This is a genomic window from Atopomonas hussainii (assembly GCF_900109735.1).
In the GTDB taxonomy this organism is placed as follows: domain Bacteria; phylum Pseudomonadota; class Gammaproteobacteria; order Pseudomonadales; family Pseudomonadaceae; genus Atopomonas; species Atopomonas hussainii.
On the sequence record NZ_FOAS01000003.1, the window covers coordinates 85,834 to 110,954 of the forward strand.

Annotated in this window: 20 protein-coding genes, 1 pseudogene and 1 riboswitch; of the genes and pseudogenes, 8 read left to right on the forward strand and 13 right to left on the reverse strand. The window is 57.7% G+C overall.

Annotation, left to right across the window (positions count from 1 at the left end; all coding sequences use genetic code 11):
• Positions 1-162 precede the first annotated feature (162 nt).
• From BMX80_RS03480 to BMX80_RS03515, 8 genes are read right to left on the reverse strand one after another with little or no spacing between them, the layout of a single operon-like run.
• On the reverse strand, positions 163-1,716 hold the full coding sequence (locus BMX80_RS03480; RefSeq protein WP_074865568.1) for an AAA family ATPase: 1,554 nt from the start codon (positions 1,714-1,716) through the stop codon (positions 163-165).
• A gap of 9 nt (positions 1,717-1,725) precedes the next feature.
• On the reverse strand, positions 1,726-2,817 hold the full coding sequence (gene aroB, locus BMX80_RS03485; RefSeq protein WP_074865185.1) for a 3-dehydroquinate synthase: 1,092 nt from the start codon (positions 2,815-2,817) through the stop codon (positions 1,726-1,728).
• Between the two features lie 36 nt (positions 2,818-2,853).
• Positions 2,854-3,369, reverse strand: coding sequence for a shikimate kinase AroK (gene aroK, locus BMX80_RS03490; RefSeq protein WP_268875119.1), 516 nt, complete (start codon positions 3,367-3,369; stop codon positions 2,854-2,856).
• A gap of 6 nt (positions 3,370-3,375) precedes the next feature.
• Positions 3,376-5,412 carry a type IV pilus secretin PilQ family protein gene (gene pilQ / locus BMX80_RS03495; RefSeq protein ID WP_074865188.1) on the reverse strand — a complete coding sequence of 679 codons (2,037 nt, stop codon included), beginning with the start codon at positions 5,410-5,412 and terminating at the stop codon, positions 3,376-3,378.
• 28 nt (positions 5,413-5,440) lie between these two features.
• Positions 5,441-5,959 carry a type 4a pilus biogenesis lipoprotein PilP gene (gene pilP / locus BMX80_RS03500; RefSeq protein WP_074865191.1) on the reverse strand — a complete coding sequence of 173 codons (519 nt, stop codon included), beginning with the start codon at positions 5,957-5,959 and terminating at the stop codon, positions 5,441-5,443.
• Positions 5,959-6,585 (reverse strand): type 4a pilus biogenesis protein PilO, encoded by a 627-nt coding sequence (gene pilO / locus BMX80_RS03505; RefSeq protein ID WP_074865193.1) that lies wholly within the window; start codon positions 6,583-6,585, stop codon positions 5,959-5,961. The genes pilP and pilO overlap by 1 nt, the downstream gene beginning before the upstream one ends.
• Positions 6,582-7,148 carry a PilN domain-containing protein gene (locus tag BMX80_RS03510; protein WP_074865197.1) on the reverse strand — a complete coding sequence of 189 codons (567 nt, stop codon included), beginning with the start codon at positions 7,146-7,148 and terminating at the stop codon, positions 6,582-6,584. Before BMX80_RS03510 ends, pilO begins: the two co-directional genes overlap by 4 nt.
• Positions 7,148-8,209: a pilus assembly protein PilM gene (locus BMX80_RS03515; protein ID WP_071870896.1), complete on the reverse strand. Its 1,062-nt coding sequence runs from the start codon at positions 8,207-8,209 to the stop codon at positions 7,148-7,150. Before BMX80_RS03515 ends, BMX80_RS03510 begins: the two co-directional genes overlap by 1 nt.
• Before the next feature lie 181 nt (positions 8,210-8,390).
• On the opposite strand from BMX80_RS03515, the gene BMX80_RS03520 reads away from it, so the two are divergent.
• Positions 8,391-10,835 carry a penicillin-binding protein 1A gene (locus tag BMX80_RS03520; protein WP_074865200.1) on the forward strand — a complete coding sequence of 815 codons (2,445 nt, stop codon included), beginning with the start codon at positions 8,391-8,393 and terminating at the stop codon, positions 10,833-10,835.
• 68 nt (positions 10,836-10,903) lie between these two features.
• Here BMX80_RS03520 and BMX80_RS03525 read toward each other — a convergent pair whose 3' ends face one another.
• The 4 genes from BMX80_RS03525 to rpmE all read right to left on the reverse strand — a co-directional run bounded on the left by BMX80_RS03525 (position 10,904) and on the right by rpmE (position 14,731).
• On the reverse strand, positions 10,904-12,172 hold the full coding sequence (locus BMX80_RS03525) for a malic enzyme-like NAD(P)-binding protein (RefSeq protein WP_071870898.1): 1,269 nt from the start codon (positions 12,170-12,172) through the stop codon (positions 10,904-10,906).
• A gap of 111 nt (positions 12,173-12,283) precedes the next feature.
• A complete protein-coding gene (locus BMX80_RS03530) occupies positions 12,284-13,717 on the reverse strand; it encodes a M48 family metalloprotease (RefSeq protein ID WP_074865573.1) in 1,434 nt (477 codons plus the stop codon).
• Positions 13,717-14,460: a thermonuclease family protein gene (locus tag BMX80_RS03535; RefSeq protein WP_407922773.1), complete on the reverse strand. Its 744-nt coding sequence runs from the start codon at positions 14,458-14,460 to the stop codon at positions 13,717-13,719. Before BMX80_RS03535 ends, BMX80_RS03530 begins: the two co-directional genes overlap by 1 nt.
• Before the next feature lie 55 nt (positions 14,461-14,515).
• On the reverse strand, positions 14,516-14,731 hold the full coding sequence (gene rpmE / locus BMX80_RS03540) for a 50S ribosomal protein L31 (RefSeq protein WP_071870899.1): 216 nt from the start codon (positions 14,729-14,731) through the stop codon (positions 14,516-14,518).
• A gap of 183 nt (positions 14,732-14,914) precedes the next feature.
• Here rpmE and BMX80_RS03545 point away from each other — a divergent pair, with 183 nt between their 5' ends.
• From BMX80_RS03545 to metK, 3 genes are all read left to right on the forward strand, one after another.
• Positions 14,915-17,116, forward strand: coding sequence for a primosomal protein N' (locus BMX80_RS03545; protein ID WP_235821597.1), 2,202 nt, complete (start codon positions 14,915-14,917; stop codon positions 17,114-17,116).
• Between the two features lie 71 nt (positions 17,117-17,187).
• Positions 17,188-18,189: an ArsR/SmtB family transcription factor gene (locus BMX80_RS03550; protein ID WP_074865202.1), complete on the forward strand. Its 1,002-nt coding sequence runs from the start codon at positions 17,188-17,190 to the stop codon at positions 18,187-18,189.
• A gap of 12 nt (positions 18,190-18,201) precedes the next feature.
• Positions 18,202-19,392, forward strand: coding sequence for a methionine adenosyltransferase (gene metK, locus BMX80_RS03555; protein WP_074865204.1), 1,191 nt, complete (start codon positions 18,202-18,204; stop codon positions 19,390-19,392).
• A gap of 90 nt (positions 19,393-19,482) precedes the next feature.
• On the opposite strand, the gene BMX80_RS03560 is transcribed toward metK, so the two are convergent.
• Positions 19,483-19,917 carry a c-type cytochrome gene (locus BMX80_RS03560; protein WP_074865208.1) on the reverse strand — a complete coding sequence of 145 codons (435 nt, stop codon included), beginning with the start codon at positions 19,915-19,917 and terminating at the stop codon, positions 19,483-19,485.
• Positions 19,918-20,086: 169 nt separating this feature from the next.
• A riboswitch (S-adenosyl-L-homocysteine riboswitch) is annotated at positions 20,087-20,178 on the forward strand.
• A 6-nt stretch (positions 20,179-20,184) separates the two neighbouring features.
• On the opposite strand from BMX80_RS03560, the gene ahcY reads away from it, so the two are divergent.
• From ahcY to BMX80_RS03580, 4 genes and pseudogenes are all read left to right on the forward strand, one after another.
• Positions 20,185-21,585: an adenosylhomocysteinase gene (ahcY, locus tag BMX80_RS03565; protein WP_074865211.1), complete on the forward strand. Its 1,401-nt coding sequence runs from the start codon at positions 20,185-20,187 to the stop codon at positions 21,583-21,585.
• An 83-nt stretch (positions 21,586-21,668) separates the two neighbouring features.
• Positions 21,669-22,514, forward strand: a complete 846-nt coding sequence (gene metF, locus BMX80_RS03570) for a methylenetetrahydrofolate reductase [NAD(P)H] (protein ID WP_074865216.1) — start codon at positions 21,669-21,671, stop codon at positions 22,512-22,514.
• A 199-nt stretch (positions 22,515-22,713) separates the two neighbouring features.
• Positions 22,714-23,860: pseudogene (locus BMX80_RS18075) on the forward strand (DEAD/DEAH box helicase); the annotation flags it as partial.
• 688 nt (positions 23,861-24,548) lie between these two features.
• Positions 24,549-24,914 carry a gamma-butyrobetaine hydroxylase family protein gene (locus tag BMX80_RS03580; RefSeq protein ID WP_074865219.1) on the forward strand — a complete coding sequence of 122 codons (366 nt, stop codon included), beginning with the start codon at positions 24,549-24,551 and terminating at the stop codon, positions 24,912-24,914.
• The last annotated feature ends 207 nt before the right edge of the window (positions 24,915-25,121 follow it).

Consider the following 25,121-nt stretch of genomic DNA (forward strand, 5'->3'; position numbering starts at 1 on the left):
GGCAAAAGGGAGGTCATTGTACACACCACCCTACGCCCCCACAAATTTTCGTGACACCTGAGTTAAAGCCAATGTCGCGATTACGAATGGCTTGCAACCGGCCCGCATGTTAATGACCCGCCGGTCAACACTGCGCACGCCTTGCGCGGCGCAGCTATGGCGTCAGCGCGACGCGCGGATTTCGCGCTGAATATCCGCAAAACGCTTTGGCCAAGGCTTATTACGCTGATACTGCGCAGGCAACTTAGCCACAGCCTGCTTGGCCTCCAGCGCCGTAGCAAACTGGCCGTAGGTGACGACAAACATAGGTTTGCCCGACACCAACTTGCGATAAAAACGGAACTGCGCCCCTTCCTTGGCGACCACCGCCTTAGCGGCTACAGCCGATGATAACGCCGACACTTGCAACGCATACTGACCACCCGCCTGAGCGGCGTACCAACCCTCATGCCCCTCTCCGGCAACTGCTGACACTGAAGCAGTCACAGGCGCAGGCTTAGCGACGGGCGTAGCAACCGGCTTAGCCGGCTCTTGAGCCTTAGGCGCCGGCTCGACAACTGGCTTTGCCGCCACCACAGGCGCAGCGACTGGTGCCGCACTTGGCTCAACAACCACAGGCGCCGGCTCTGGCGCGGAAGCCGCCTCAGCCGGAGCAGGTGTAGCGCTGCGCTCAATGGGCTGCGTCGGCACCGGTAACGGTAATGGCTGCGCAACCCCGTCGAACTGTACTTGCGGCTCTTGCTGAGCAGGCTCACTGACTTCAGCAAGGGTCGGCTCAGGATTGGCCGCAACAGGCTCAACTGTCGCCTCAACCACAGGTGTGACTGGCGGCAGCGTCAACTCAGACGACTGCGTAGCAACCACATCATCGCCACTCTTGCCCTGCATAAACCACGCAGCACCAACCCCCAAAGCAATCACCGCCACCATAGCGAGGTGCTTAATCGGAAAGCGCGCCTTGCGCCCGGCTTCAGGAGCATCCTGGCCATCCTGCATGGCATCAATAGCCGCTTCTCGCGCCACTTGATTGATCAAGCCAGGCCAGCCGCCAGACTCTTCGTGAATGTGCTCCAGCTGCTCTTCGCTGAAGATATCCAAGTCAGCTCCCGCCGCTTTCAAGCGCTGAGCTAAATACTCGCAAGTATCTTCATATTCATAAGGCGCAAGGGTGATGGGGTGGAAACGCTCCTGATCGCCAGCTAAGCGCTCTAAGCGCGCGGCCAAAGCTGCGGTGCCAAACAAAAACACATGCGGTCGCGCCTGCCCTTGACCATCTGCCAAGGTGAACAACAACGGCAACAGCTCATCCGGAAGGTCATCGGCCTCATCCACCAACAGGTAGAGCTCCTGTCCGGTTAAAGCCAACTGCTCAATTTGCTCAAACACTTCCTCAAGATCACTGGAAGCGCCCCCGAGCCCCTGCGCAATACCCATCAATACGTCGCGCGAAGCCATTAGGCCGCGCCCACTTAACACAACGCATTTGACCGAATCTTTATTTGCGCTACCGGCCAAGGCCTTGCGCAGCAAGGTTTTCCCGCTCCCTTCAGGGCCGCTTACCAGCAGCATCAGCTGACTGTAGCGCGCCAAGTGATGCAACTGACTCAAAACCGTTTTGCGCTGCGCCGGGAAAAACTTCATCCCCGGCACACGAGCCGCAAAGGGGTCATGAGCAAAGCCGTAATGGTCTAAGAAAGCATCATCCGCATGCAGCATCACTAACACTCAAGCAACGAAAAGGGGGTAACGCGCCTGCAAGGTAGCCTGCAGGGCTTCACGAGAAAAATCAGCGGTCACACAAGCCTCACCGAGGCCTTTCAACAGAATCAGGCGCAATTGACCATCGAGAACCTTTTTATCCACCGCCATGTGCTGGATAAAGGCCTGCGCAGTCATGCCCGCAGGCGGCGCGACCGGCAACTTAGCCCGCTCAAGCAGGGCGCAACCGCGACGCACGACACTTTCGTCAATCCAACCGAGACGGTGCGATAACTCCAGCGCCATCACTGTGCCCGCCGCTACAGCTTCACCGTGCAGCCAAGTGCCGTAACCTTGCTCGGTCTCAATGGCGTGCCCGAAGGTGTGGCCCAAATTGAGAATCGCGCGAATTCCGCCTTCGCGCTCATCCTGTGCCACCACATCCGCCTTCGCTGCACAGGAGCGCTCAATCGCCTCCGTGAGCGCCGCCGCATCTAATGCCAACAAGCGTTCTAGATTTGCTTCAAGCCAGACAAAAAAGTCTTGATCACAAATCAAGCCATACTTAATCACTTCCGCCAAACCGGCGGACAACTCGCGCGCGGGCAAAGTATTTAGGCTTGCGGTATCGATAATCACGGCGTCGGGCTGATAAAAGGCCCCCACCATATTTTTTCCCAATGGATGATTGATACCGGTCTTACCGCCCACCGACGAATCTACCTGCGATAGCAAGGTTGTCGGCACCTGAATAAAATGCACGCCTCGCTGATAGCACGCAGCCGCAAAACCCGTCATATCGCCGATAACACCACCGCCCAAGGCAATCAGAGTGGTTTTTCGGTCGTGACGACACTCCAGCAGGCGATCAAAAATCAGATTAAGGGTTTGCCAATTTTTGAACTGCTCACCATCAGGGAGCACCACGCTATCAACCTGATAGCCGCTCAATGCTGCCTCTAGGCGAGCAAGGTATAGCGGAGCAACCGTTTCGTTGGTTACAACTGCAACCTGGCGCCCTTTGATATGCGCCTGAAACAGCTCTGCCTGATCCAGTAGTCCCTCACCAATGTAGATCGGGTAACTACGCTCAGCTAAATCAACCTTGAGTGTCGCCATACCATCCTCGCGCTCAGAAGGCGCTAGGATAACCTGTCAGGCAGGGTTGCGGGAGTCGAGCTGCGCGAGGATTTCCTGAACCACCATCCGCGGCGGACGCTCATCGGTCTCCACCACGATATCGGCAACTTCTCGATACAGCGGATCACGCACCGCCATCAACTGGCGAAGTACAGCGGCAGGATCTTCCGTTTGCAACAAAGGCCGATTGCGATCTCGCGCCGTGCGCACAATCTGCTGCTCTACAGAGGCGAACAAGTAGACCACAACGGCACCACGCTTAAGCGCCGCACGATTAGCCTCGCGCATAACCGCACCGCCACCGGTTGCCAGTAGCTGGTTATCGTCAAGCAGTAACTCTTCGATAACCGCCTGCTCACGATCACGAAAGCCCTGCTCGCCTTCAACGTCAAAAATCCACGGGATATCCGCCCCTGTGCGCTCCTCAATTTCTTTATCGGAGTCAATAAAGGGCAAACGCAGCTCTTTAGCAAGAAGACGCCCGATGGTGCTTTTGCCAGCACCCATCGGGCCTACGAGGACTAAGTTCACGAACGATCAGTTCTTAAGGGCAACGCCTTGGCTGTTCAGGATGCGCGGAGTTAAGAAAATCAGCAACTCCGTTTTACTATCCTCGATCAAGTCTCGCTTAAAGAGCCGTCCAACCACCGGAAGATCGCCAAGGAATGGAATTTTATCGACCGTTTTAGTCTGAGTATTTGTAAACACCCCACCAATTACAGCAGTTTCGCCGTCATTTACCAAAACCTTAGCGGTTACCTCGTTCGTATTGATCGGGGGAACACCACCAACAGAGCGAGAAAAATCCGGCGAGTCCTTATTGACCTTAACATCCATAATCACTCGGCTATCTGGCGTAATTTGCGGAGTGACCTCTAAGGAAAGCGCCGCCTCTTTAAATGAGGTTGTTGTTGCACCGCTTGAGCTAGCCTCCTGAAAAGGAATTTCTGTACCCTTCAGGATTTTCGCCGTCTCTTTATCCGAAGTAACCACCTTAGGCTGCGACACGACTTCTCCATTGCCGGTCTTCTCCATCGCAGACAACTCAAGATCCAGCAAAGTATTGTCCGTTATAAAGCCAATATTTATACCCGAGGTGCGACCAGGTGCGCCTAGATTAACGAAGCTACCCGCCTGAAACTCCAGAGGATCTGTGCCCTTTTCCAGACTATTCGTACCACCCACCACAAAATTATTATCAGCCCGACTAATGCCACGCCACTCAACACCGAGCTGACGATTATAATCAACATTCGCCTCAACAATACGCGCCTCAATCATTACCTGCCGCACAGGTATATCGAGCTGAGCAACGATACGACGCAATTCTTCCATCCGCTCACGAGTATAGTGAGCAATCAAGCTGTTTGATCGATCATCACAAATAATCGACCCACGCATATCCTTTTGCTCGCCAGCCTCAGTGAACTCATCAAAGAGTTTGGCCAAATCACAAGCTTTAGCATAGTTAACCTGAAGAACCTCTCTAACAATTGGAGAAAGCTCGGCTAACTGACGCTGAGTCTCCAATTCCTGCCTTTCACGTGCGGCAATCTCATCAGCTGGAGCTACAAGCAAAACATTGCCGACCTTCCGCTGATCAAGGCCTTTCGTTTTCAGGACAAGATCAAGCGCTTGGTCCCATGGGACATTTTGGAGACGTAGAGTGATGCTGCCCTGAACAGTATCACTAGCCACCAAGTTCAAGTCAGTAAAATCAGCAATCAGCTGCAAAACAGATCGAACATCAATATCCTGGAAGTTCAGCGATAACTTCTCGCCAGTGTAAGCGAACTTATCAGAGTTGCGCTTTTCAGACTCTTCGCGAGTCAAAGGCTTTACACTAACGGTAAGCTTATTATCAGTCTGATAAGCCAAATAATCATAGAAACCCGTTGGCTCAATAATCACCGTCGATTTATCAGATGCGCCGCGTGCGTAGACATACTGAACTGGAGTAGCAAAATCTTTCACGTCCAGGCGGACGCGCAACGCTTCCGGCAGTTGCGTCTTGGGAAACTCAAGACGAATCTTACCGCCAACATCTTGAATATCAGGAGCGATGGAGGGATCCGACAGCTCAATAACAACACTGCCCTCACCATTTTCACCGCGCTGAAAGTCTAGATTTTTAATGCTTGGAACGCCTGCTGGCGCAACAACCACCGGCTTCACAGGAGCTACCACCGCTTTCTCGCCAGCGCCAACAACCACAATCACGCTGCTCCCTTCTGCACGAGCAGAGTACGGCGTGAGCGTAGTCATATTAATGATCATCCGGGTGCGATCTGCTGCCTCCACAAAGGTAACGCTACGGGCATTCCCCATGCCCAACTCTCGCACCTTAACGCCCAGCTTATTCTTTACCCCCGGCAGATCCAAAGCGATACGCGCAGGCTGCTCAATGGTATATCCACGAGGAATATCTACCGGGCTATCAAAGCCCATGCGTAACTCCATGCGATCACCCGGCAAGGTAACCACATCTAAGGTTTTTAAATCCGCCGCATTAACCGCCGAAGAGATCAGCCCAAGCGCAGCAAGAAGGGCAAAGCCATTACTTATAATTTTCATTTCATTAATCCCACTAGCTGTCTTTTCTTTATCCGTTATCTCTTAACGGCAGTTGACGAGGACGCTCAAGCCACCCGCCCTCTCCATCAGGGACGATTTCCAAGACCTCAATCTTCCCGGCATCAATTGCGACAATCCTGCCGTGATTACGCCCCAGATAGTCGCCGACCATCACACGATGAACGCTTCCCGCACCGCTAACCAGAGCAAAAAGGCCGCGCTGATCACCCAAGGTGCCAACCATTGTAAACGTTTCGATATTGAAGCCTTCAAGGAACTGCTTCACGCGAGCTTCATCAGGCTTCACTTCTTTTTCGCCCTTCTGCCGCTGAACAACTTCAAACTTAACGGGAGGCTGGAAGGGGGAGCGCATATTAACCGCACTGTAGGCAAAAGCCTCATAGGGCGTAAACTGAGGCAACGGCTCAATACTACCCTTTGGCTTAGCCCTAACCTCATCCATAAAGGCATTTAAGTCACTAAAATCACCGCCCGTACAGCCAACCAAGAGGACAGAAAGAAGAGAAACACCCAGCATCCCTTTCATTACTTAGCCCCCTTATCGTTATAGCGATAGGTTTTTGCCGTAATACTCATACGCAACCTAGAAGCGCCAGCTTGATCTGCCTTCTCTGGCACAATTTCAAAATCGTGCAAAGTAACAATGCGAGGCAAAGCCGCGACACCGCTAACGAAAGTAGCCAGATCGTGATAACCGCCAACAACCGAAATCAAAATTGGCAACTCAATATAAAACTGCTGGGCAACCTCAGGCTGAAGTTTTATTTCCTCAAACTCCAAACCTGCACCAAGCCCTGTACGAGTGATATCTTCGAGCAAGCCAGGCACTTCTGTATCACTCGGAAGCTGACGAAGCAAAGCGCCAAATGACGCTTCCATTTCAACCATCTGCTCTTTATAAGCTTCCAAGTTCGCCGCTTGAAACGCTTTACGCTGAAAATCTTGTTTTAAATTTGATTCTTTAGAGATTGCCGCATCCAAGCTTCCTTGCAAATCTTTTAGGTAGAAGTTATACCCCAAAAAAAGAACTAGGATAAACACCAAAACACAAGCTATTACCTTTACTGCTGCTGGCCAAGAACCGACATTTTCAAAATCAAGATCATTAAGATCGAAATCTTTCAAGCCCTGCAGGCTTTGCTGAAAGCTCATTTACCAGACTCCTCTGCTTTCGGCGCCACACGGGTAACTGTCAAAGCAAAACTATTTCTCTGCTCCACCTCCCCCTGAGTTAGAGCCTTCACACCCGTCAACACCGGCCCATTAAGCCAGTCAGACGCATCCAGTTGCCGCATCAGCTTGGAAACACGGTTATTAGACTCTGCCATACCCTCGACTGATATTTGCTGACCTTTACTGCTCAACTTGGTAAAGAAAACACCATCAGGAAGCGTACGCACCAGCTCATCAAAGCCACGAACAATGACCGGTCGATTACCCTGTAAGTCGGAAATAATTTTCATCCGCTCAAGCAACTGCTTACGACGCTCTTGCAGTTCTTTAATTTCAGAAATACGCGCATCTAGGACAGCAATTTCCTTGCGCAGATACTCAGCGCGAGCATTTTGATACTCAATTTGCGAGGAAAGGTATTGCCCGCCCAGAAACACCAAGCCAGCAGCCACCATTAACACCCCCATGATTGAGGCAATAAAGCGTTGCTTGCGCTCTTCGCGGAGTTTTTCGCGCCACGGTAAAAGGTTAATTTTTGCCATTAGTCGAAACTCCTCATCGCCAGACCGCAGGCAATCATCAGCGCGGGCGCATCACTGGCCAGCGCTCCGGCATTAACCTTGCCGCCTAAAGCCATCTGCGCGAACGGGTTTGCCACTTGCGTTGGGGTACCAATCTTTTGCTGGATCAACTGATCCAGCCCAGCAATGGACGCGGTGCCGCCAGCCAAAAGAATATGGTCGACATCATTGAACTGGCCGCCAGCGAAGAAGAACTGCAACGCACGAGAAACCTGCAGCACAACTTGCTCTTTAAAGGGAGCCAGCACTTCTGTCTCGTAGTCGTCCGGCAGGCCACCCTGCTTTTTGGCAAGGCCGGCCTCTTCAACAGACAGACCATAACGCCGCTGAATTTCCTCGGTCAGCTGCTTGCCGCCGAACAAAAGCTCGCGGTTGTAAACGTTACGCCCACCATGCAACACGTTAAGCGTGGTCATCGTGGCACCGATATCCACGACGGCAACGGTTAAGTCTTCCGCATCGCCACCAAGCGTCGGCATGATCAGCTCGCAAGCGCGCTCCATCGCATGCGCTTCGATATCCACCACTTTGGCGGTTAGCGCAGCGACTGAGAGCACCGCTTCACGATCTTCAACGTTTTCACGACGGCAGGCGGCGAGCAAAACATCGACACGCTCAGGATTACGCTTAGAGGGGCCAATGACCTCGAAGTCTAAGGCCACTTCATCCAGCGGGTAGGGGATGTACTGATCAGCTTCGAGACGGATCTGATTTTCCAACTCGTCATCCGACAAGCCAGCTTCCATCTCGATGGTCTTGGTGATCACCGCAGAGCCGGACACGGCTACGGCGGCGACTTTGACACCAGACTTCGACTTAGCCAGCACGCGGGCAACGATTTGCCCGACCTGCTCGATGTCGGCCACGTTTTTCTCTTCCACCGCGTTCGGTGGAAGTGGCTCCACAGCATAGGCCTCGACCTTGTAGCGAGAGCCAGATTTACTCAGTTCGAGCAGCTTCACCGAAGTAGAGCTGATGTCGATCCCCAGGAGCGTATTCGCTTTCTTATTGAGCCCTAGCACGGCTAATTCCCTATCAACATCCGACACTTACGGACGATTTATGTTTTTCAACATTAAATAACAGACTTGACAGAAGCGCAAATAGCTCACCACGAAAAAATCCGCGTATAATGTGAAGCGCTTCCTCCTGTCCTCATCCGCATTTCTTAACCTGTTATTTTTTCAGGACTTTCTCAGCCCCATGCGCGTTATTAAGTTTTTCTGGTGGTCGCTGCTGGCGTTGCTTTGCGCACCCATCATGGCTCTAAGCGGTGCCTTTCTGTACCTCAACCCCACCCTGCCCGACGTCGACGCTCTGAAGTCGGTGCAGTTGCAGATCCCTCTGCGCGTCTACAGCCAGGATCAGCGCTTGATCGCCGAATTTGGCGAAATGCGCCGCAACCCCATCACGATCGAGCAAGTGCCGCAGGATTTTGTCCATGCGTTACTGGCCGCTGAAGACGACAACTTTCAACATCATTATGGCGTCGATGTAAAAAGCTTGATGCGCGCTGCCGCTCAATTATTGCAAAGCGGGCGCATTCAAACGGGCGGCTCGACCATCACCATGCAGGTGGCGAAAAACTTCTTCCTCTCCAGTGAGCGTAGCTTCTCGCGCAAACTGAATGAGATCCTGCTGGCATTACAGATCGAACGTCAGCTGAGCAAGGATGAAATTCTTGAGCTGTACGTGAACAAGATTTACCTCGGCAACCGCGCCTACGGCATTGAGGCGGCTGCCAATGTTTACTACGGCAAAGGCATCCAAGAGCTCTCTCTCGCGCAGCTAGCGATGATCGCTGGCCTGCCCAAAGCGCCTTCGCGCTTCAACCCGCTGGTCAACCCTGAGCGCGCTAAAGAGCGACGTGACTGGATTCTCGGCCGCATGAACAAGCTGGGCTATATCGACGAGCCAAGCCTGCAAGTGGCACTGAGCGCCCCAGTGGATGCTCGCTATCACGTGCCCAGCCCCGAAGTCAGCGCCCCCTATATTGCCGAAATGGCCCGCGCGGAGATGGTCGGCCGCTATGGCAGCGCGGCGTATACCGACGGCTTCAATGTGTTCGTCACCATCAACAGTGAGCGACAGCAAATTGCCAATCAGGCACTGCGTAAAGGCCTGATTGAGTACGACCACCGCCACGGCTATCGCGGTCCGGAAGCGCGCCTTGGTGACAAGCCACTTGCCGAACAACTGCAACGCCTCAGCCAACTCAGCACCATGAACGGCATGGAGCCAGCGCTAGTCACCAGCGTTGAGGCCAGCGGCCTGATGGCGCGCCTGCGCAATGGCGAAGAGCACGTAGTGGCCTGGGACAGCATGAAATGGGCACGCCCGTTCATCAACAGCCGCAGCATGGGTGCCAGCCCCAAGCAGCCCGCTGACGTGGTGCAAGTGGGCGATATCATTCGCCTTGAGAAAATTACTAAAGACGAGGTGCAGAGCTGGCAGTTTGCCCAAGTACCCAAAGCGCAAAGCGCACTGGTATCGCTCAACCCGCACACAGGGGCAATTGAAGCACTTGTCGGCGGCTTCTCGTTTGAGCAAAGCAACTACAACCGCGCCGTGCAGGCCAAGCGCCAGCCGGGCTCCAGCTTTAAGCCGTTTATCTATGCTGCCGCGCTGGACAAGGGCTACTCCCCGGCCAGCCTAGTCAACGACGCACCGATCGTGTTTGTCGATGAGCATCTCGACAAGGTGTGGCGCCCGAAGAATGACAACAACACGTTCCTCGGCCCCATTACCCTACGCGAAGCGCTGTATCGCTCACGCAACTTAGTGTCGATTCGCCTGCTGCAAGACATCGGCATCGACTACGCACTGAAATACGCTCAGCTGTTTGGCTTCGAGCCCGACGACCTGCCGCGCAATTACTCGCTCGCCTTGGGCACCGCCAGCCTCACGCCGATGCAAATCGCCACGGGCTGGAGTGTGTTTGCCAACGGTGGTTACCAGATCAAACCCTACTTGATCGAACGCATCACCGACCGCGACGGCAAAGAGCTGTTCAGCACCCTGCCGCCAGCTAAACAAACCACCGCGCTCGACCAAGAAGAAACCGGCGAAAGTATGAGCCTTAGCCAACTGGCTGCCGAAGTCGCCGCGAACGAGGCTGCCGTCGAAGACCTGCACATGCAGCAAGTAATCGACGAGCGCACCGCTTACCTGATGACCAGCATGCTGCAAGACGTGATCCGTCGCGGCACCGGGCGGCGCGCATTAGCCTTAGGGCGCAGCGACTTGGCCGGCAAAACCGGCACCACCAACGACAGCAAAGATGCCTGGTTCTCCGGCTACAACGCCGACCTAGTGACCACTGTCTGGGTCGGCTTCGACCAGCCGGAAAGCCTCGGCCGCAACGAGTACGGCGGCACCGCAGCCCTGCCCATCTGGATGAGCTACATGGGCGCCGCATTGCAAGACATGCCCAACCATCTGCCCAGCGAACCGGCTGGCATGGTGAGCATGCGCGTAGACCCCAACACGGGCCGCGCCGCCGCACCGGGCGCCAACGATGCCTATTTCGAAGTGTTCAAATCAGAACACACGCCACCGCCGGCCGAGCCGATTGGCAGCTTCCCGCAGGACAACTACGGTGGCGCGCCCAGCGCTGGCGGTAGCGCTGCACCGATTGACTTGTTCTAAGCGCTTAGCCGCCAGCCAACCCCAACAAAAAAGCCCCGCATTCGCGGGGCTTTTTTTACACGGCGCGGTTAGCGCTTAAACACGTCATCCACACTGCCCAGCGGATAGTGCGCCGGATACGGCAGCGAAGCGACGCCACTGTCGACCGCCGCTTGCGCTACAGCTGCGGAAACCACAGAAATCAGGCGCGGGTCCAACGGCTTAGGAATGATGTACTCAGTGCCGTATTCCAGCTTATCCACGCCATACGCGGTCAGTACTTCTTGCGGCACTGGCTCTTTGGCCAGATCACGCAGGGCGTAGGCAGCGGCGATCTTCATCTCTTCATTGATGCGCGTCGCACGCACGTCTAGCGCACCGCGGAAGATGAAGGGGAAGCCCAGCACGTTGTTCACTTGGTTCGGGTAGTCCGAACGACCGGTGGCCATGATCAGGTCAGAGCGGGTTTGATGGGCCAGCTCAGGCTGAATTTCTGGGTCCGGGTTAGAGCAGGCAAACACCACCGGATTCGGCGCCATGCGCTTGAGGTCTTCCGGCGACAGCAGGTTAGCGCCCGACAGACCAACGAACACATCCGCACCGTCCATGGCATCGCTTAAGGTGCGTGCAGCGGTTTCGTGGGCGAACATAGCTTTGTACTGGTTCAGGTCATCACGACCGGCGTGAATCACGCCTTTGCGGTCAAGCATGAAGATGTTTTCGATCTTCGCGCCCATGCTCACCAGCAACTTCATGCACGCGATGGCCGCCGCACCGGCGCCCAAACACACGATGCGCGCGTCTTCAATCTTCTTGTTGGCGATTTCCAGCGCATTGAGCATGCCGGCAGCGGTCACAATGGCGGTGCCGTGCTGGTCATCGTGGAAGACCGGAATGTCGCACTGCTCAATCAGTGCGCGCTCGATTTCAAAGCACTCAGGAGCCTTGATGTCTTCGAGGTTGATGCCACCGAAGGTAATCGAGATGCGCTTAACGGTATCGATAAACGCTTGCGGGCTTTCTGAGGCCACTTCGATGTCGAACACGTCCACACCGGCAAAACGCTTGAATAAAACACCCTTGCCTTCCATCACCGGCTTGGAGGCCAGCGGGCCCAAGTTACCTAAGCCCAAAATCGCCGTGCCGTCGGAAATCACCGCGACCAAGTTGCCCTTGGCGGTGTACTTGTAGGCATCTTCCGGATCTTTCGCAATCTCACGCACAGGCTCTGCCACACCGGGGCTGTAGGCCAAGGTCAGGTCACGCGCCGTGGCGGTGGGTTTGCTGATTTCTACGCTGATTTTGCCCGGACGGGGCTCGGCGTGATACGCGAGTGCAGCTTGTTTCAGATCAGACATGTCTACAGTTCCGGTTGGTGGTGACAACGGGGAGGTCGTCGAGCATACGAAAACTCCCCTAATCGCTCAAGAACAAAGCTCGACGCACAGGTCAAGATTCGCTCGCTGGGCTTACTTGACGACCTTAATCACCTGCCCGGCACGTACCTCGCCCTGCGGATACAGGCCATTGAGTAAGCGCAGCTGATTTTCGCCGTCGTCGTTAAATTTGCTCTTCGCCGCGAGGCTACGAATGGTTTCGCCGGCCTTGACCGTGTGTAGGCGAATGCGCAGCGGCTGCGCCAAGGCTTTTTCTTTGCTGGTCAGCGGGCGGAAGCTACGAATCACCCGCAAGAACTGATCGTCTTGCGTTTCAATCGGCGCTCGGCCTTTCACGGCTGCGACAAACAGGTAGGCGTACTTGTCGTGATAAAGCACCGCTAGGCGCCGCGCTTTGTCGCCGGGGATCATCGCGGCATAGCCGGTCACACCGGACTGATTGAGCTGAAACTCATCCACCAAGCGCTCGCGACCAAGCTTCTTGCGCAAGAACTCTTCGGGCGTCAGGCGCGCGTCTTTATCTTCCATGCCCATGATGATGAAGGCCTGCTCGTCGGACGTATGGCCGATCAGTTTATCCGGCTGATTGACTATGCCCCAGCCCGCTGGGTATTCGAGGGTGAAGTTCAAATCCGCATGATAAAAACGCTGCCCACGGCGCACCCCCGAGGCAGCTGAGTCACCAAAGGCCATGCCATTAAGCGCCTGCAAGAAGGCCTCGCGATTCACCTCACCCGCGCCGCCACCAGGCACTTTGGCGATCACTTCTTGCAAACGGCGATCGTTATCGGGGTGGGTATCAAACAAACCGTGGTAACCGGTTTGCACGGGCTTGCCCTGCGCGGCAGCGCGAGCCTTGGCATAGTCCTCCTGCGCCTTGAGCACGCGCACCACTTGGATCATCGCCTGCGGGTCATAACCGGCGCGCGCTAAATACTGCGCACCGAAGCCGTCGGCTTCTAGCTCCATATCGCGGCCATAGCCACGCACCACGGCGGTGCCGAGCACGTTGGTCAAATCGCCCGCCGCGCCTACGCCGGTGCCGATTGCCACCACGTTGGCAAGCACGCTAAGCGCGGTCGACTGGCCATGCTGGCGCACGCTATGTCGCGCAGTAACGTGGCCAATCTCATGACCCAACACCGCGGCCAACTCGGCTTCGGTGTTTAAGTAACTGAGCAGGCCGCGATGGATATAGATATAGCCACCGGGCAGCGCGAAGGCGTTGACATCCGGGCTATCCACCACAGTGAACTGGTAATTGAGATTACTGCGGTGACTGGCGCGCGCCATGCGCTGACCGATGCGCTCGACGTAAGCACGCAAGGCTTGGTCTTCCACCAAGCTGTATTGCTTGAGCACCTCTTGGTGATAGCGCTGGCCGAGGCTGACTTCGTCGCGCTCGCTCATCATCACAAAATCGGTTTTACCGGTGGCCGGGTTGACCGCGCATCCGGCGAGCAAACCCAACAGCAGCAGCGCCAATACGCTGCGCACACAAGACATCATGGCCATTCCCTCAACATGCTTGGATGCTGCAAGTCTACCAACCAACGCGCGCGCCCGCTGGCGGCCACCTCGCGCTGACGATCGCGCCACCAGCCTTTGACCAGCCACTGGCGCGCTTGCAGCTGCGTATCACTGGGCCAGACCTGTTTAGCATGCGCCCAAGCAATACGCGCCACGGCGCCGTTTTCCAGCTCTAGCCAGATACCACCACGATTGCGCTGCACCGTTTTAACGCGCGCCAGCAAAGGCTGAAACCCTGCCTGCTGCACGTGCGCACTCAAGGGGCGCGACCACACACCACGCTTGCCCTGCTGCGCCACGCGTTCGGCCGCCAAGTGACAAGCGGCAAGCTGAGTGTTCGGCGCTATCGCCACTTGCCAGCCCAAGCCATCACGCAGCAAGTGCTCCTCAAGATTACTGCCGCTGCGAGTGAAACCGTGCGCTAAGGTACGGCCGTAGTGATCCTGGCGATCGCGCCCGAGCAGCAAGCCGACTTCACCACCACTAGCGCTCAACTCAGCCTGCAAGGCGCGCCGTGCCTGCTCAGCAAACGGCTCGGCGCTGCGCCCTTGGCGCGCCAGCTCAGGCGTATTGATGCCAATTAAGCGCACGCTCCGGCCATCGGCGAGCTTTAGCGTATCGCCATCCACCACCTTAGCCACCGTATGCCACGTGAGCTTGGTGGGTGCCTCACAGGCGGCTTGCACAAAACCCATGGGCACAAAAAAGGCGCTGATCATCAGCGCCTTTTTTACTAGCTTGCCAAGCTGCATCAGCTTGCTCGCCACAGCAAGATTACTTCTTGCTGCTAACCACGCCGAAGCGCTGCTTGAAGCGATCGATACGGCCGCCAGCGTCAACGATCTTCTGCTTGCCGGTGTAGAACGGGTGGCAAGAAGCGCAAACGTCCAGGTGGATCGGGGCGCACAGGGTAGAGCGAGTCTTGATGGTGGCACCGCAGCTGCAGGTAGCTTCGATGTCTTCGTAGCGCGGATGGATATCAGCTTTCATGGGAGATCCTCATTAAGAGTAGTGCCGCCACCCATCCGACTTGAACGGGCACCGCACGCATTAACACAGCCAGCGCTGTGCGGAAAAATAGGGCGGCATCATACCAGAGTGCGGCAGGTGGGCAAGACTTTTGCGCCTGCGTGCTATGCTCGCCGGCCCGTATTTATTCGCCGTGGCTGCCCTGTGATTCTGCAACTGGCTTTGCCCTCGCCCCTGCGCCGCTTATTCGACTACCTGCCACCGCTCGGTTGCAACCCAGCTCTGCTGCGCCCCGGCGTGCGTTTGCGCGTGCCGTTTGGCCGTCGTGAAGTGGTCGGCGTGTTGATTCGCACGCAGCAGCACAGCGAAGTGCCGGCCGACAAACTGCGCGCCGCGCTCGAGCTACTCGACCACGAGCCACTGCTGCCCGACAGCGTTTGGCAGCTCGCCTTGCGCACCGCGCAGTATTACCAGCACAGCTTAGGCGACACCTTGGCGTGGGCACTGCCAAGCCTGTTGCGCCAAGGCGAAGCCGCGCAAATGCCCGACCAGTGGATTTGGCAGGCAGCGCCAGAAGCGCGCGCCGACGACCCAAGCCTTAATCGCGCACCCAAACAGCAAGCCGCATTGCGCGTACTCAAGCAGCACCCGCACGGCATCCAGCACACCAATCTGGCGCGTTTCGACTTACAAAAAGCCACTCTAGATAACCTGCAAAGCAAAGGTTTGGTGAGCCTCACCTGTCACCGCCACCAGAGCAAGCCACGCCCCAGTCAATGGCTGCATGCTGCCGAGCTGCCGCTGAACAGCGAGCAACAAACAGCACTGCACGCCCTGAGCGCCGGGCTTGGCCGCTTTCAGCCGTACTTATTGGCTGGTGTCACCGGCAGCGGCAAAACCGAAGTGTATTTGCAGCTAATTCACCAAGTGCTGCGTGCTGGCCAGCAAGTGCTGGTGCTGATCCCGGAGATCAACCTTGGCCCGCAAACCCTAAGCCGCTTTACCGAGCGTTTTAATGCACGCATCGCCATGCTGCACTCCAACCTCACCGACCGCGAACGCTTGGATGTATGGCTTAAAGCCCGCGCCGGTGAGCTGGATATCGTCATCGGCACCCGCTCGGCACTGTTCACGCCGCTGGCTAAGCCCGGCCTGATTGTGGTCGACGAGGAACACGACGCCTCGTATAAGCAGCAGGAAGGCCTGCGCTATCACGCGCGCGATCTAGCTGTGCTGCGCGGCCGTCTAGAGAACGTACCGGTGCTGCTTGGCTCCGCCACGCCGTCGCTGGAAAGCCTGCACAACGCCCAACAAGGCCGCTATGCGCAGCTCAAACTCAACCAGCGCGCCGGTCACGCCCAGCCGCCCAAGCTATTGCGCCTAGATATTAAAAGCCGCCCGCTGGATGGCGGTCTGTCGCAACCTTTGCTCGGCGCCATGCGTGACACGCTCGGCAAAGGCCAGCAGGTATTGGTGTTTCTTAACCGGCGCGGCTTTGCCCCCACCCTGCTGTGCAGCCATTGCGGCTGGCAGGCCGAGTGCTCGCGCTGCGATGCACGCCTGACCCTACACCAACGCCAGCAACGTTTGCGCTGCCATCACTGCGATAGTCAGCGGCGCATTCCGGAGGCCTGTCCCAAATGCCAATCCACTGAGTTACTGCCGATTGGCGTGGGCACCGAACGCAGCGAAGAGCGCCTGCTAGAACTCTTCCCCGACTACCCGGTGCTGCGCATCGACCGCGACAGCACGCGCGGCAAGCACAGCATGCAAGCCTTGTTCGCGCAGATTCAACGCGGCGAGCCGTGCATCTTGCTGGGCACGCAAATGCTCGCCAAAGGGCATCACTTTCCACAGGTCACCTTAGTGGCCATTCTGGAAGCCGACGGCGGGCTGTTCTCGGCAGACTTCCGCGCCGCCGAGCGCATGGCGCAGCAGATTATTCAGGTCGCTGGGCGCGCCGGGCGCGATAGCCAACCCGGCCGTGTACTGATCCAAAGCCAGCTGGCCGACCATCCTTTATTGGTGCAGCTGTGCGAAAGCGGCTATTTCGCCTTTGCCGAACAAGCCCTGCACGAGCGCCGCCAAGCCGGCCTGCCACCCTTTAGCCAGATGGCCTTGCTGCGCGCCGAAGCCAACCAACCGGCGCTGGCCGAGCAGTTTTTGCAGCAGGCCTGCACGCTGGCCGAGGGCCTATGCCCAAGCGCCAGTGTCGAACTACTGGGCCCCGTGCCCGCGCCCATGGCCAAGCGCGGCGGCAAGCATCGCGCGCAGCTGTTACTGCTCAGCGAACAACGCGCGCCGCTGCATCAACTGCTCGCGCCATGGCTGGCGCAACTTGAGAGCCTGCCCGAGGGCCGCAAGGTGCGCTGGTCGTTGGATGTCGACCCCATCGACACCTATTAGCCAAAACCTATATCAATTTTTTTTGATGCTTTGCTTGCCGAGTCGGAATTACCTCTCTAGACTGGCTCGCCATGAACAGTATCGCCACGCCCGCCTTCTCGACGCTCGACAGCCTCGCGCAGCTGAATAAAGCTGCCGGCGATGCGCTGCGCCTGAATATTTTGCGTGCGCTGGCCAACGATTCGTTCGGCGTGCTGGAACTGGCGCAGATCTTCGCCACCACCCAATCGGGCATGAGCCACCACTTAAAAGTGCTTGCCCAAGCTTGCTTGGTGGCTACACGCCGTGAAGGCAATGCGATCTTCTATCGCCGTGCCCTACCCAAAGCCGAGCATCCGCATACCGCGCTGCACAGCGCCCTGCTGGCGAGTGTCGATCAGTGCGAGTTAGAAGCAGCCATCAGCGAGCAAATCGAGCTCATCCACGCGCAGCGCGCCGCCGTCAGCCGCGACTACTTCGCCCGTGTGGCAGATAAATTCCAAGCCCAGCAGGATCTGATCGCCGGCCTAGAGCAGTACCACGACGCCGTGCTTAACCTGCTCGACACCTTGAGCCTGCCAGACAACGCCTGCGCGATTGACGTGGGCTCCGGCGATGGACGTTTTTTACCGGCGCTGGCCGAGCGTTTTAGCCGTGTGATCGCGCTAGACAACAGCCCAGCAATGCTCGAACAAGCCCGCGAGCACTGCCACAGCGCAGGCCTCAAGCACGTCAAACTACTGCTGGCCGACGCCCTGCAACAGCCCTGCGCGCCGGCTGACTGCGTGGTGCTGAACATGGTGCTGCATCACTTGCCAGCGCCCGCCGAGGCGCTGCAAGCACTCAGCCAGCTGGTGAAGCCCGGCGGTCATTTACTGATTAGCGAGTTGTGCCCGCACGATCAAGCCTGGGCGCGCGACGCCTGCGGCGATCTGTGGCTAGGCTTCGAGCAAGAAGAATTGGCCCAGTGGGCCTCGCACGCCGAGCTTGCCAGCGGCGACAGCCTGTACTTAGGCCTGCGTAACGGCTTCCAACTGCAAATCCGCCATTTTTATCGCCTGCCTACGGCAGACGTTTCCACACTCCGGTCATAGGACATTGCCCCAATGAGCGAATACTCCCTGTTTACCTCTGAATCCGTCTCTGAAGGCCATCCGGACAAGATCGCCGACCAGATCTCCGATGCCGTACTGGACGCCATCATCACCGAAGACAAGCACGCCCGCGTGGCAGTGGAAACGCTGGTAAAAACCGGCGTGGCGATTGTCGCCGGCGAAGTCACCACCAGCGCGTGGGTCGACCTTGAGCAGATCGTGCGTGATGTGATCAACGACATCGGCTACACCAGCAGCGAAGTGGGCTTCGACGGCTCTACTTGCGGCGTGATGAACGTGATCGGCAAGCAATCGGTGGACATCGCCCAAGGCGTCGACCGCAGCAAGCCCGAAGACCAAGGCGCCGGCGACCAAGGCCTGATGTTTGGCTACGCCAGCAACGAAACCGACGTGCTGATGCCTGCGCCGATCTGCTTCAGCCACCGTTTGGTCGAGCGTCAAGCCGAAGCGCGCAAGAGCGGCCTACTGCCGTGGCTGCGCCCGGATGCGAAAAGCCAAGTCACCTGCCGCTACGAAAACGGCAAAGTGGCCGGCATCGACGCCATCGTACTGTCGACCCAGCACAACCCCGATGTGTCGCTAGCCGACCTGCGTGAAGGCGTGATGGAGCTGATCGTTAAGCACGTCATCCCTGCCGAGCTGCTGCACAAAGACACCCAGTTCCACATCAACCCGACCGGCAACTTTGTGATCGGCGGCCCGGTGGGCGACTGCGGCTTAACCGGCCGTAAAATCATCGTCGACACCTACGGCGGCATGGCCCGCCACGGCGGCGGCGCGTTCTCTGGTAAAGACCCATCTAAGGTGGACCGCTCGGCCGCCTACGCCGGTCGTTACGTGGCGAAGAACATCGTCGCCGCCGGCCTGGCCGACAAGTGCGAAATTCAGGTGTCCTACGCCATCGGTGTGGCGCAGCCGACGTCCATTTCGCTGAACACCTTCGGCACCGGCAAGCTCAGCGATGCGCAGATCATTCAGCTGGTGCGTGAGCATTTCGACCTGCGTCCGTACGCCATCACTAAGATGCTCGACCTGCTGCACCCCATGTACCGCCGCACCGCCGCGTACGGCCACTTTGGTCGCCTGCCGGAGCAAATCACCGTCGGCGACGACACCTTCACCACCTTCTCGTGGGAACAGACCGACAAAGCCGCCGCACTGCGAGCTGCTGCCGGCCTGTAAGCCCCGCCATAAAAAACGGCGCGCTCGGAGATCCGGCGCGCCGTTTTTTTATGCTTGTCGCAAACTGCTCGCCGCTCAGCAGCTCATGCCTTAATAACCACGAAACTCTTGATGGCAACCGCTGCACCCGGCATTCACGGCCTGTAGCGCCTCCACAAACGTCGCGTTTACCGCCGGCAACTCTTGCGTCACTTGTTGCAAGCGCTGGGCCGCCTGTTCAAGCTGCTGCGCATAGCCGGCAAACTGTGCTTGACGCGCCGACTGCGCCACATCGGCATCCTCCGGCAATGGCGGATAATACTGCCACGCCTGCCCACTCAAGCCGGCCAAGGCTTGCGCGTGCTGGGCCACCTCAGCCGAATCGAATAATCGTTCACCACGCTGATAATCACGCAAGGTCTGGCTGTGGCTGAGCATTTGTTTAAACACCGCGCTGCGCTTGCCCTCAGGCGAATTGGGGTCGACCTCTTTGCAGCCCACCAACAACACCACACTGCAACACCCCAACCAACGCAACCACTGCATGCCCACTGCCTCAGCAACAAAAGCCGCGCAGTGTGCCCGAGCCCAGCCTTTGGCCCTAGACAAAAACTGTTAGTAAAAATCTCCGCAAACGACAGAAAGCCTTGGGCAGACCCGCCGTGGCCGCTATACTTGCCTGCACTTTGCACGGCGCTACGCCGTGTCCCGCCACCCACCCGAGGGGCGCTGCAGCAGGTTCTCTGTCAGGCTCGGTTGGGGCGCGTTCGACCAGCATGGTCACACGCACAACGGCGCCCATTCACACAACGAATGGAGAAGCGCATGACCGCGTTTGCAGACTTTAAGGTTGCCGACATAAGCCTGGCCGATTGGGGCCGCAAAGAAATCATCATCGCCGAATCTGAAATGCCTGCCCTGATGGGCCTGCGCCGCAAATATGCCGGCGAGCAGCCGCTGAAAGGCGCGAAGATCATCGGCTGTATCCACATGACCATCCAAACCGCCGTACTGATCGAAACCCTGATCGCCCTGGGTGCCGAAGTGCGCTGGTCGAGCTGCAACATTTTCTCCACCCAAGACCAAGCCGCTGCGGCCATCGCCAACGCCGGCATTCCGGTCTTCGCGTGGAAAGGTGAAACTGAAGAAGAGTACGAGTGGTGCATCGAGCAAACCATCCTCAAAGATGGCCAGCCGTGGGACGCCAACATGATTCTGGATGACGGCGGCGACCTGACCCAGATCATCCACCAGAAGTACCCGGCGATGCTGGAGAAGATCCACGGCATCACCGAAGAAACCACCACCGGCGTACATCGTCTGGTTGAGATGCTGAAAAAAGGCACCCTGAAAGTGCCGGCCATCAACGTCAACGACTCGGTCACCAAGAGTAAGAACGACAACAAGTACGGCTGCCGTCACAGCCTTAACGACGCCATCAAGCGCGGCACCGACCACCTGCTGTCTGGCAAGCAAGCGCTGGTGATCGGTTACGGCGACGTGGGCAAGGGCTCAGCTGCTTCGCTGCGCCAAGAAGGCATGATCGTTAAAGTCACCGAAGTCGACCCGATCTGCGCCATGCAAGCCTGCATGGACGGCTACGAAGTGGTTTCGCCGTACAAGAACGGCATTAACGACGGCACCGACGCCAGCGTCGACGCTGCGCTGCTGGGCAAGATCGACCTGATCGTCACCACCACCGGCAACGTCAACGTCTGCGACGCCGGCATGCTCAAGGCACTGAAAGCCCGCGCTGTGGTGTGCAACATCGGCCACTTCGACAACGAAATCGACACCGCCTTCATGCGCGCCAACTGGGCTTGGGAAGAAGTGAAGCCGCAGGTGCACAAGATTCACCGCACCGGCAAAGACCTCGATCCGACCAATGATGACTATCTGATCCTGCTGGCCGAAGGCCGCTTGGTGAACTTGGGCAACGCTACTGGCCACCCAAGCCGCATCATGGATGGCTCGTTCGCCAACCAAGTACTGGCGCAGATGTACCTGTTCGAACGCAAGTTCGCTGAGTTACCGGCTGCCGACAAAGCCGCCAAGCTGAGCGTGACTGTGCTGCCGAAGAAGCTCGACGAAGAAGTCGCCTTGGAAATGGTGAAAGGCTTCGGCGGCGTGGTAACCCAGCTGACCAGCAAGCAAGCCGAGTACATCGACGTGCCGCAAGAAGGCCCCTTCAAGCCGGACACCTACCGCTACTAAGCCTGGCCCGCACGATGGGCAGCCGCTGCCCATCGTCATTTTTACGTTGGGCAGCCTAAGCTGCCCTGACTGACGGATTGTGTATGTCTCAAGAACGCCGCTACAGCTTTGAGTTCTTCCCGACGAAGACCGACGCTGGCCACGAAAAACTGCTCAACGTCGCCCGCCAACTGGCTGGCTATAACCCGGACTTTTTCTCCTGCACCTATGGCGCCGGTGGCTCCACCCGCGACCGCACGCTCAACACTGTTTTGCAGTTGGATGGCGAGGTGAAAGTCCCCACCGCACCGCATTTATCCTGCGTCGGCGACAGCAAAGCCGAGCTGCGCGAGCTGCTCAATACCTACCAAAGCAACGGCATTCAACGCATCGTTGCGCTGCGTGGCGACCTGCCTTCTGGCATGGGCATGGCCTCCGGCGAACTGCGCTTTGCCAACGAGTTGGTCGAATTCATTCGCGCCGAAACCGGCGATCATTTTCACATTGAAGTGGCCGCCTATCCCGAAGCCCACCCGCAGGCGCGCAGCTTCGAAACCGACCTGAACAACTTCGTGCGCAAAATGCAGGCCGGCGCCGACAGTGCCATCACCCAATACTTCTTCAACGCCGACTGTTATTTCCATTTTGTCGAGTGCGCAGAAAAATTAGGGGTGACACAACCGATCGTGCCGGGCATCATGCCGATTACCAACTACAGCAAGCTGGCCCGTTTCTCGGACGCCTGCGGCGCGGAAATCCCCCGCTGGATCCGCAAACAGCTGGAAGCCTACGGTGACGACATCGACAGCATCCAGGCCTTTGGTGAAGAAGTGATCACCGCCATGTGCGAACGCCTCCTTCAAGGCGGCGCCCCCGGCCTGCACTTCTACACACTGAACCAAGCCGAGCCCAGCCTTGCCATCTGGCACAACTTGAAGTTACCGCGCTAAACCTTGGCGGCCTTCAGCGTTGAAGGCCGCTCACCCGCCTGCTGTTGTGGTACTGCGAACTGCTTCGCTTATTCGCATCCGGCCGCCGCCGGAGCCTGCTCCCAGCGCACGGAGCAAGCCGCCGACGGAACTCACCAGTTTGCCAGATGCATAGACCCGCGCATGACGATCGGCCCCGCCGACCACATAGGTACAGTGCATGCCATTTGCAAACCTCGGACTTTCTGAGGCGTTGAGCCAAGCCGTAGCCGCTGCAGGCTACAACGAACCCACCCCTGTCCAGCAACGCGCCATCCCCGCCGTATTAAGCGGCCGCGATTTGATGGTTGCGGCACAAACCGGTACCGGTAAAACCGGCGGTTTTGCCTTGCCCGTGCTGGAAAAACTCTTCCCCGCCGGGCACCCCGATCGCGAGCAGCGCCACGGTGCCAAGCAAGCCCGCGTGCTGGTATTGACCCCCACCCGCGAGCTAGCCGCGCAAGTGCACGACAGCTTCCAGCTGTATGCCCGTGACCTGCTGCTCAATAGCGCGTGTATTTTTGGCGGCGTGGGCATGACCCCGCAGATCAAAAAGCTCAGCAAGGGCGTCGACGTGCTGGTCGCCTGTCCCGGACGCCTGCTCGACCTGCTGGGACAAAACGCCGTAGACCTGAGCCAAGTTGAAATTCTTGTGCTGGACGAAGCCGACCGCATGCTCGACATGGGCTTTATCCACGACGTTAAAAAGGTGCTCGCCCGCTTGCCCGCCAAGCGGCAGAACCTGCTGTTCTCGGCCACCTTTAATAAAGACATCATCGCGCTGGCCAACCGCCTGCTGGATAACCCCGAGCGCATCGAAGTCACTCCACCAAACACCACCGTCGAGCGCATCGCTCAAGCGGTGTACCGGTTGGAAAACGCCCATAAGCGCCCGCTCCTGGCCCACTTGATCACCCAAGGTGCCTGGGAGCAAGTGCTAGTCTTCACCCGCACCAAGCACGGCGCCAATCGGCTGGCCGAATACCTGATCAAGCAGGGCCTCACCGCGGCGGCGATTCACGGCAATAAGAGCCAAAACGCCCGCACCAAAGCCTTGGCTGACTTTAAAGCCAACGAAGTTCGCGTCTTGGTCGCCACCGATATCGCGGCACGTGGCTTGGATATCGACCAACTGCCGCACGTGGTCAACTACGAGCTGCCCAATGTCGAAGAAGACTACGTGCACCGCATTGGCCGTACCGGCCGCGCCGGGCGTAGTGGCGAGGCCATCTCGCTGGTCGCACCGGATGAAGAAAAACTGCTCAAGGCGATCGAAAAGTTCACCCAGCAGAAGATTCCCGCCGGCGACAGCATGGGCTTTGATGCGGGCAGCATCGACTTAAGCCAAAGCCAAGACGCCCCGCGCCCGCCACGCCAAGGTCGCGGCCACGGTCGTGGCGACAAGCCGCGCCATGAAAACAGCGACGCCAGTAACAGTGACGCGCAGAAGAAGCGTCGTCGCCGTGGCAAAAAGCCCACCGACGGCGCCGAAACCAGCACCCCAGCTGCCGCCAGCGAAAACCCGCGTAATAGCGCGCGTGATAACAACGGCGAGAACCGTCCACGCAAGCCGCGCGGCGAGCAAAACGGCAGCAATCCGCGCAATAACCAAGAGCGCCGCCCAGCTAACAACAATACCGGGCGTGGAGGGCAACCACGCCAGTCGGGGCGCAAGCCGTTTGGCGGGCATAACATGCCACGCATGGAAGACCTGCTCGACACGCCCTGGTCCCGCCAAGAGCGCGAGCGCCCAGCGCTGCTGAAGACCCTGCAAATCGACATGCCGGATCTGCCTGACAACATCGATGACGACTTCGGTAACCGTGTCGATTACGTGCCCAAAGCACCGGCCAAGCCCAGCAGCAATCGCCGCCGTGGCGGTGGCAGTCGCAAGCCCAACAACCGTGGCAACGGCGGCAAAGGTGGTAGCGGCGGTAACGACAATCGCGGCAATCGCTAAGTGAACGCCCCCAGCGCTCAAGCAGCGCTGGGGGCGTTATTTCGCCGGAGGATGGCTTGATGCTGCCCAGCAAAATCAAACTGCACAAAGCCTCACGCGAGCTAGAACTTTGCTACGGCGAACAGTGCTATCGGCTCAGCGCCGAGTTCCTGCGTGTGCATTCACCGTCAGCCGAAGTGCGTGGCCACGGACGCCCTGTTTTACAGCACGGCAAACAACACGTTGCCCTCGTATCGCTCGAACCTGCCGGGCAATACGCGTTGAAATTAGTTTTCGATGACGGCCACGATTCCGGTCTATACAGCTGGGATTATCTGTATCACCTCGCCACGCAGCGCGAACAGCTTTGGGCCCGCTATCTAGAGCAGCTGCGTGACGCCGGACAAAGCCGCGACCCGCACACAACCATCGTTCGGTTGTAACACCGCGCTACAAAACACCACACATCTACGTCAACTCTAGAAAGTAATTTCTAACCGCTTGTTGGCATAATTGGCCAAGTTTTTGCGTGTTTGTCTTTTGCTTGTCATTACCGTGTAACTGGAGTAACAGGTAATGGCGCTTTGCGTTTGACAAGAAAAATAAGCAAACAGACCAGCGTCACGGTTCGCGATGCGTTGCTGTCCCGC

Excerpts from the sequence above, each read along its gene's own strand:
- BMX80_RS03480 (WP_074865568.1), bottom strand. The coding sequence starts at position 1,716 with ATGCTGCATGCGGATGATGCTTTCTTAGACCATTACGGCTTTGCTCAT.
- aroB (WP_074865185.1), bottom strand. The coding sequence starts at position 2,817 with ATGGCGACACTCAAGGTTGATTTAGCTGAGCGTAGTTACCCGATCTAC.
- pilQ (WP_074865188.1), bottom strand. The coding sequence starts at position 5,412 with ATGAAAATTATAAGTAATGGCTTTGCCCTTCTTGCTGCGCTTGGGCTG.
- pilP (WP_074865191.1), bottom strand. The coding sequence starts at position 5,959 with ATGAAAGGGATGCTGGGTGTTTCTCTTCTTTCTGTCCTCTTGGTTGGC.
- pilO (WP_074865193.1), bottom strand. The coding sequence starts at position 6,585 with ATGAGCTTTCAGCAAAGCCTGCAGGGCTTGAAAGATTTCGATCTTAAT.
- BMX80_RS03510 (WP_074865197.1), bottom strand. The coding sequence starts at position 7,148 with ATGGCAAAAATTAACCTTTTACCGTGGCGCGAAAAACTCCGCGAAGAG.
- BMX80_RS03520 (WP_074865200.1), top strand. The coding sequence starts at position 8,391 with ATGCGCGTTATTAAGTTTTTCTGGTGGTCGCTGCTGGCGTTGCTTTGC.
- BMX80_RS03525 (WP_071870898.1), bottom strand. The coding sequence starts at position 12,172 with ATGTCTGATCTGAAACAAGCTGCACTCGCGTATCACGCCGAGCCCCGT.
- BMX80_RS03530 (WP_074865573.1), bottom strand. The coding sequence starts at position 13,717 with ATGTCTTGTGTGCGCAGCGTATTGGCGCTGCTGCTGTTGGGTTTGCTC.
- BMX80_RS03535 (WP_407922773.1), bottom strand. The coding sequence starts at position 14,460 with ATGATCAGCGCCTTTTTTGTGCCCATGGGTTTTGTGCAAGCCGCCTGT.
- rpmE (WP_071870899.1), bottom strand. The coding sequence starts at position 14,731 with ATGAAAGCTGATATCCATCCGCGCTACGAAGACATCGAAGCTACCTGC.
- BMX80_RS03550 (WP_074865202.1), top strand. The coding sequence starts at position 17,188 with ATGAACAGTATCGCCACGCCCGCCTTCTCGACGCTCGACAGCCTCGCG.
- metK (WP_074865204.1), top strand. The coding sequence starts at position 18,202 with ATGAGCGAATACTCCCTGTTTACCTCTGAATCCGTCTCTGAAGGCCAT.
- BMX80_RS03560 (WP_074865208.1), bottom strand. The coding sequence starts at position 19,917 with ATGCAGTGGTTGCGTTGGTTGGGGTGTTGCAGTGTGGTGTTGTTGGTG.
- ahcY (WP_074865211.1), top strand. The coding sequence starts at position 20,185 with ATGGAGAAGCGCATGACCGCGTTTGCAGACTTTAAGGTTGCCGACATA.
- metF (WP_074865216.1), top strand. The coding sequence starts at position 21,669 with ATGTCTCAAGAACGCCGCTACAGCTTTGAGTTCTTCCCGACGAAGACC.